Source organism: Rhodocytophaga aerolata, from assembly GCF_030503435.1.
GTDB classification, from domain to species: Bacteria; Bacteroidota; Bacteroidia; order Cytophagales; family 172606-1; genus Rhodocytophaga; species Rhodocytophaga aerolata.
Genome location: NZ_JAUKPO010000100.1, coordinates 1 through 5,425 on the forward strand (window position 1 = coordinate 1; position 5,425 = coordinate 5,425).

At 40.1% G+C, this 5,425-nt stretch carries 7 protein-coding genes; 2 read left to right on the plus strand and 5 right to left on the minus strand.

The window, feature by feature from the left end; all coding sequences use genetic code 11:
- Positions 1–242: 242 nt before the first annotated feature.
- Complete coding sequence (locus tag Q0590_RS36480; RefSeq protein ID WP_302042625.1) at positions 243–416, plus strand: hypothetical protein; 174 nt, start codon at positions 243–245, stop codon at positions 414–416.
- The gene (locus Q0590_RS36485; protein WP_302042624.1) at positions 407–1,549 is read left to right on the plus strand and encodes an IS4 family transposase; all 1,143 of its coding nucleotides are present in this window, start codon (positions 407–409) and stop codon (positions 1,547–1,549) included. Before Q0590_RS36480 ends, Q0590_RS36485 begins: the two co-directional genes overlap by 10 nt.
- Before the next feature lie 201 nt (positions 1,550–1,750).
- Here the strand turns inward: Q0590_RS36485 and Q0590_RS36490 are convergent, their stop codons facing one another.
- The 5 genes from Q0590_RS36490 to Q0590_RS36510 all read right to left on the minus strand — a co-directional run bounded on the left by Q0590_RS36490 (position 1,751) and on the right by Q0590_RS36510 (position 5,133).
- Complete coding sequence (locus Q0590_RS36490; RefSeq protein ID WP_302042619.1) at positions 1,751–2,173, minus strand: hypothetical protein; 423 nt, start codon at positions 2,171–2,173, stop codon at positions 1,751–1,753.
- A gap of 130 nt (positions 2,174–2,303) precedes the next feature.
- Positions 2,304–2,690 (minus strand): hypothetical protein, encoded by a 387-nt coding sequence (locus Q0590_RS36495; RefSeq protein WP_302042620.1) that lies wholly within the window; start codon positions 2,688–2,690, stop codon positions 2,304–2,306.
- A 147-nt stretch (positions 2,691–2,837) separates the two neighbouring features.
- On the minus strand, positions 2,838–3,182 hold the full coding sequence (locus Q0590_RS36500; RefSeq protein WP_302042621.1) for a hypothetical protein: 345 nt from the start codon (positions 3,180–3,182) through the stop codon (positions 2,838–2,840).
- 723 nt (positions 3,183–3,905) lie between these two features.
- On the minus strand, positions 3,906–4,478 hold the full coding sequence (locus Q0590_RS36505) for a hypothetical protein (RefSeq protein ID WP_302042622.1): 573 nt from the start codon (positions 4,476–4,478) through the stop codon (positions 3,906–3,908).
- Positions 4,479–4,704: 226 nt separating this feature from the next.
- Positions 4,705–5,133, minus strand: a complete 429-nt coding sequence (locus tag Q0590_RS36510) for a hypothetical protein (protein ID WP_302042623.1) — start codon at positions 5,131–5,133, stop codon at positions 4,705–4,707.
- Positions 5,134–5,425: the final 292 nt, after the last annotated feature.

The window sequence follows — 5,425 nt, forward strand, 5'->3', positions numbered from 1 at the left end:
CTTCTTTTTTTATCTGGGTAGCTTGACATGAAAGCAAAACCAATGATAGAAAGAGTACATAATATTTTATCATTTACTTTAGTTATAGCCTAATGAGCCAAGAACCTTCGCAAACCAAGCTCTTTGTGCTGTAGCCTTGCGCCGAGGTTAAGGCTGGTTGTCGTAGGTTTGGTGTTCACTGCCGTTAACTTAAGAAAAATAGGGGTAACTTGAGCAGAAGTGTTCACCTAAAACTTACTCGTATGAACAGTTTTCACCTCTCTATCTTCAAGGAGCTAAAAGGCTTCCTGCAAAAGACCTCCTTTAATCCTTGCGCTTATACCATGCGTGCGCAGGACTTCTCCCGCAAACGCAAACTAGATTTCTCCACCACCTTTCTTCTAATTCTTTCTCTTTTAAAAAAAGCCTGCAGGTAGAACTCAATCAATACTTTGACGCTCTTTGCCTTTCCCCGCCTACCAAAGTGGCTTTCATCAAAGCTAGAAGAAAACTCAAAGTAGAGTTCTTTGAAGACTTTTTCTCTCTGCTAGCCGAGCAGTTTTACCAAACAGCCCCCATCAGACGCTTCAAAGGATACAGGCTGTGGGCTTGCGATGGCTCAGTAGTCAAACTACCGGACATTCCAGATACCCAAACCATCGGCACACACAAGAATCAACATAGCATAGTGGCCTCTGTTAAACTACTTTGTTACTTTGATCTGCTCAATAAACTCATTGCCCGCTTGTGGCTCAAAAATAAACGCATACAAGAAATCCGCCTGGTGGCACCCTACTTGAAGGAAATTCCTAATGATGTCCTGTCCATCTATGACCGCCACTATGGCTGTCAACTGCTTGTGTTTTTACATCAACGCTACGGCTCTCACTGCCTGGTTCGCATGAAAACCCATTCGACTTCTCATCAGGTAAAGAATTTTCTTCAAACGGCCAGCCAAGAGCTGGTGGTGACTGAAAATCTTAGCGAAAATGCCTGGCGGGAACTCCGAAAGATGGGCATTGCTAAGTCTAAATACCACCTGATCACTTACCGCCTGATCAGAGTGGTACTCTCCACAGGAGAGGTCGAAGTCTTACTTACCAGTTTGTTATCTACTGACTTTACAGTAGCTGACTTTGCTTGGCTTTATGGCAAAAGATGGGGCGTAGAGACTTGCTTTGATCAACTCAAGAATCTGTTCAAAGCTCCTATCTTTAGTGGCTATTCAGCCTTGGCTTGCAAACAGGACCTATGGGCAGTGGCTATTATGTTCAATCTGCAGACGGTTCTCATGCTAGCAGCAGAACCCTTGCTCAAAGAACGTTGCAAGAAAAGAAAATCCCTCTACCAAATCAACCGCAATGTGAGCCTTGAAAGCTTGAAAAGAGGGCTCAAAAGCGTATTCGCTAAGGGATGGAAGAGTTTAGTAGAAACACTTTCCTTTCTTATTCACCGCTTTCTTGAGAGCATCGAACGAATCGTGGAAGTGGAGCCAAGGCCAAGAAAACCTAAAATGAGTCGGCTCAATGCAAGACACCAAACCGAGTTTAATTACAAAGCGGCTATCTGAAAAATTCTGATAAGCCATTATTTCATGTTTGAAAATATGCTCTTATACGAGAGGCAGGAAAAGGTATGGGTAAAAAGTAGAGAAACCTCCCTACTAAGCTAACCTTCCCTTTTCCAGGCTTGAAAAACCTGTCTGCTCATACCACCCGTGCCAAGTTTTAGCCTTAAGTTAACGGGATTGGTTTGGTGTTGTATGCAGCTTTTATTTGTTTTCCAGGTCTTCAGTCTTAATTTGATTCAAGGCCTCATTTGTAGCTGCCGTATATCCTGACTTGAAGGTCATAACTACTTCACCCGTATGCCCTCGATATGTTTTAACTTCTTTTCCGTTCTTATCAACGATTTGCAATTCCACAACATCATTCTTCAATTGCCAATAATTTTCTGAATGAGTAATCAGGCAACGCAGGTACTGACAATCTCCATCAGATGAAAATTGCGCTTCTTTTTCAATAATTTGATAGCCCAACTCTTCAAATCTTTGGCGAACGACTTTGGATAATTGAAATTTATCTGATTTACCATTCTTTCCTTCAAATGGCACAATTTGTATTTTTTTACATTCCTTCTTGTCAAGGTTGAATGATGAAAGAAGGAATAAAACAGAAATCAATAATAGTCTCATCTTTTCTCTAGTTGCATACAATGAGCCAAGCACTGACGCACACCGTGCCTGCTGCGGTTTAGCTTTGCGCTAGGGCAAGGCTGGTTGGCGTTTTCAGTGCGGTGTTCTGTGCCGTTCCTTGTTATTATATTTATTTGATTCTATAAAGGTAATAGCTAAGTCTATGATCATCATTGATAATGCGGACCAAGCGAAACTTGTCTTCTGAGTCATAAAAGAATAGATACGCACGACCGTTAAGCGATAACTCATCAACTTTAATTTTATATTTTCCCTCCTTTGCTCCTTGATTTATTAAGAACTGTTTTTCATTAAAGCTAATAAGAGTATCTGATGGTTGAAGTAACTCTGCTTTTGGATCTAAAGGTAAATGCACAATTCCTTGATTTTCTACTTTAATGTAGGGATAGTGGATTATCTTCCATTCACCTACTATCATTTTTGAAGTAAGCTTTTTTTGCGCTAAAGACTCTCCTACTGATAGCGAAAGACAAATAGTAATAAAGAGTAATCTCATCAAGAACTTCGTATTAATTATTTCATTTTCAATGGCACAGAATGGGCCAATGCTTCCCGCATACTAGTCCCATTGTGGTGTGGCCTTATGTTGGGAAAGGGCTAGTTGGCGGTCGAAGCTGGCGTTACTTGCCGATCTTATGTATTTTCATTTAATTTTTTCTAACAATTTTTCTCCCTCTGTTTTCCTTCTTCGCTCTTCCATCAACTTGTAGGCTTCCTGCAAATTCTGTGGCACAACACCTATTCCATCGCATCCACAAGTAAAAAAGTTGAAGTTATTGTTGGCTAAATATTCAATAGCCAACCATTGCTCTTGTTTATCTTTTTTAGGTAGCCGTAGATCTTTACCCAAGTTGACCATTTGGCCTCCGCAATCCGGGCACTTGACAAGCAGAGTATCATTTGCCTTTTTATCTGCAACTTCTTTCTTATAAATAAGCTTATCAAATTTTTTCTGCTTTTCAACTCTCAACTCTTTCTGTGAAAGCATGTCCCTATCTAAACGCCGCTTAAATCCTTTTCGGCAGCTGAAACAAGCATAAGTGTTTTTATAGTCTATGAACCCGTATCTACACATTTTTTTATTCTTATTGGCAAGTAATAGTTCAAACGCTCCTGCACACCGAGTGCTCTAGGTGAAGCCCTGTGGTAAGGCACACCGGTTGACGGCCTGAGCGTGGTGTTGGTTGTCTTTAATTTTCCTTCTTTTTTAGGCTTTGGCCTTAGCGCGTCCGCCCTGTGCTGAGCCTCAAGCGCGTAGGTTGTTGTCGGTGTAGATGGAAGCTATCCGCAGCAACCGAAAAAAAGAAGGAAAAATAAGTCTTTGGCTCCTTCACCCTTTTAATCTTGCTGCCAAAGACGGGCCGGAGAACAAAGCACAGGCTCTAGCTAAGGCACACAATAAATCTCACCTTTTATTCGTTTTGAGCGAAACGCTTTCTGCTTCTCTTCAGTAAGCAATCTCAGAAAGCTTGGCTACTTGTCTTCGCTTTCAGCTTGCAAAAGCCTTTTTGCGCTTCGGCTTGGCAAGTAACCCTGACTACCTTGTAGTCTTTCGCTCTAAAACGAATAAAGCCATTTCTTAAACTCTTTCTCCGGCCTTATTGCAACCAATGAACCAAAAGCACTCGCCGCTGAGCCTTCAAGTTGAGCTTTGCGTGTCAGCAGGCCAGTGGTCGATGGTGAATGGTGTTAGCAGCTCCTCTTTTTCTTATCATTTTGTATTATAAAACCCTTTCAAGATACTATTGTCCTTGATATAATTTTCTATCTCATCATAAGTAAATACTACTTCGACTATGGTCGTAGCATAACTGTCGCCCTTGAACAAAATAGTTATACCATTGTTATTTATCTTGAAATCTACGTCTTCCAAGTTTTTTGTGTAGTGCTCTAAGTCGAAGGATTCGCCTTGAAATCTATTTTGTAGCTTTTGAATGATGAGTTCATTGACATACTTTGTTTTATTGGCATTAACCAAATCATAGAATTTGATTTGGTTACCTGTGTTACTATCAAAATTTACAGAGCCAAAAATCCGATTACCATGTAAGGCTCCTTCCACATATTCATAACAGCTGTGAAACACACTTACTATACCATTATTAGCGTAAACTATTTCAGATTTTGGTTCATAAAGTATTTCCTTACTACATCTTTCTTCAGCATCAGCTGTTGTTTTATACTTAAAGGCGATTTTTTTAATAGTTGTGTTTATACTTTTTTCAACACTTTTATTTTTGAGGACTACTTCATCCCAATAAATGTAGTCATAACAGGTGTTCATTAAGGTGTACCTCTCCTTTTTATGGACGATTAAATTCTGTTGTGTTTGTCCATAAACATTCCCAGTGAAAAGCAGAAGTATGTAAAGTAGAATAAATCTCAAACTGCTTATATTTTAGTTGCTGCTAATGTAACAATGCTTCCCGCATACCAGTCCCACTGTGGTGTGGCCTTGTGGTGAGCAAGGGCTGGTTGGCGGTCGAAGCTGGCGTTACTTGCCGTTCTTACTATTTTTCATTTAATCTTTGCAACAGCTTTTCACCTTCTGTTTTACTTCTTCGACGTTCAATCAACTCGTAGGCTTCCTGTAGAGAATGTGGAACAAACCCTATTCCATTACAACCACAAGTAAAAAAGTTGAAGTGATTATTGGCTAAGTATTCAATAGCTAACCATTCTTCTTGTTTGTCTCTTGTAGGTAAGCGTAAATCTTTTCCTAAGTTGACTGTTTCCCCTCCACAATCCGGGCATTTGACGATAGATTTTGTTAGTAAACTCTCGCTGTTATCTCTTTTAATCGATTTTATAGACTTACTTAATCTTTCAATTCTTTGCTCACTTGAAGATAGTAAATCTCTATCTAATCGTCGTTTGAACCCTTTTCGACATTTGAAACAGGCAAATGTATTTTTATATTGTATACCGTATCTACACATAATTTTATTCCTTCATGGCAAGTAATGGAACAAATACACACGACGCCGCGCCTTCATGCTTAGCTTTGTGCGTCAGCAGGCCGGTGGGCGTCTGTGAATGGTGTGCTTGTTGCGCAACTAACTAATAATACAAAAAAGTAGGCAATAGTAAATCAAGGACAGATTAAAAGGATTGTATCTTTGTAAAACTAATCTTCTACTGCCATGCAGCTGCGTATTCTGGTGAAACTGGTCCAGTGATTCTGGAACAAACTGGCCGGTGATTCTGGGCAAACTGGTCCACCTAAATTTA

Excerpts from the sequence above, each read along its gene's own strand:
- Q0590_RS36480 (WP_302042625.1), top strand. The coding sequence starts at position 243 with ATGAACAGTTTTCACCTCTCTATCTTCAAGGAGCTAAAAGGCTTCCTG.
- Q0590_RS36490 (WP_302042619.1), bottom strand. The coding sequence starts at position 2,173 with ATGAGACTATTATTGATTTCTGTTTTATTCCTTCTTTCATCATTCAAC.
- Q0590_RS36495 (WP_302042620.1), bottom strand. The coding sequence starts at position 2,690 with ATGAGATTACTCTTTATTACTATTTGTCTTTCGCTATCAGTAGGAGAG.
- Q0590_RS36500 (WP_302042621.1), bottom strand. The coding sequence starts at position 3,182 with ATGCTTTCACAGAAAGAGTTGAGAGTTGAAAAGCAGAAAAAATTTGAT.
- Q0590_RS36505 (WP_302042622.1), bottom strand. The coding sequence starts at position 4,478 with ATGAACACCTGTTATGACTACATTTATTGGGATGAAGTAGTCCTCAAA.
- Q0590_RS36510 (WP_302042623.1), bottom strand. The coding sequence starts at position 5,133 with ATGTGTAGATACGGTATACAATATAAAAATACATTTGCCTGTTTCAAA.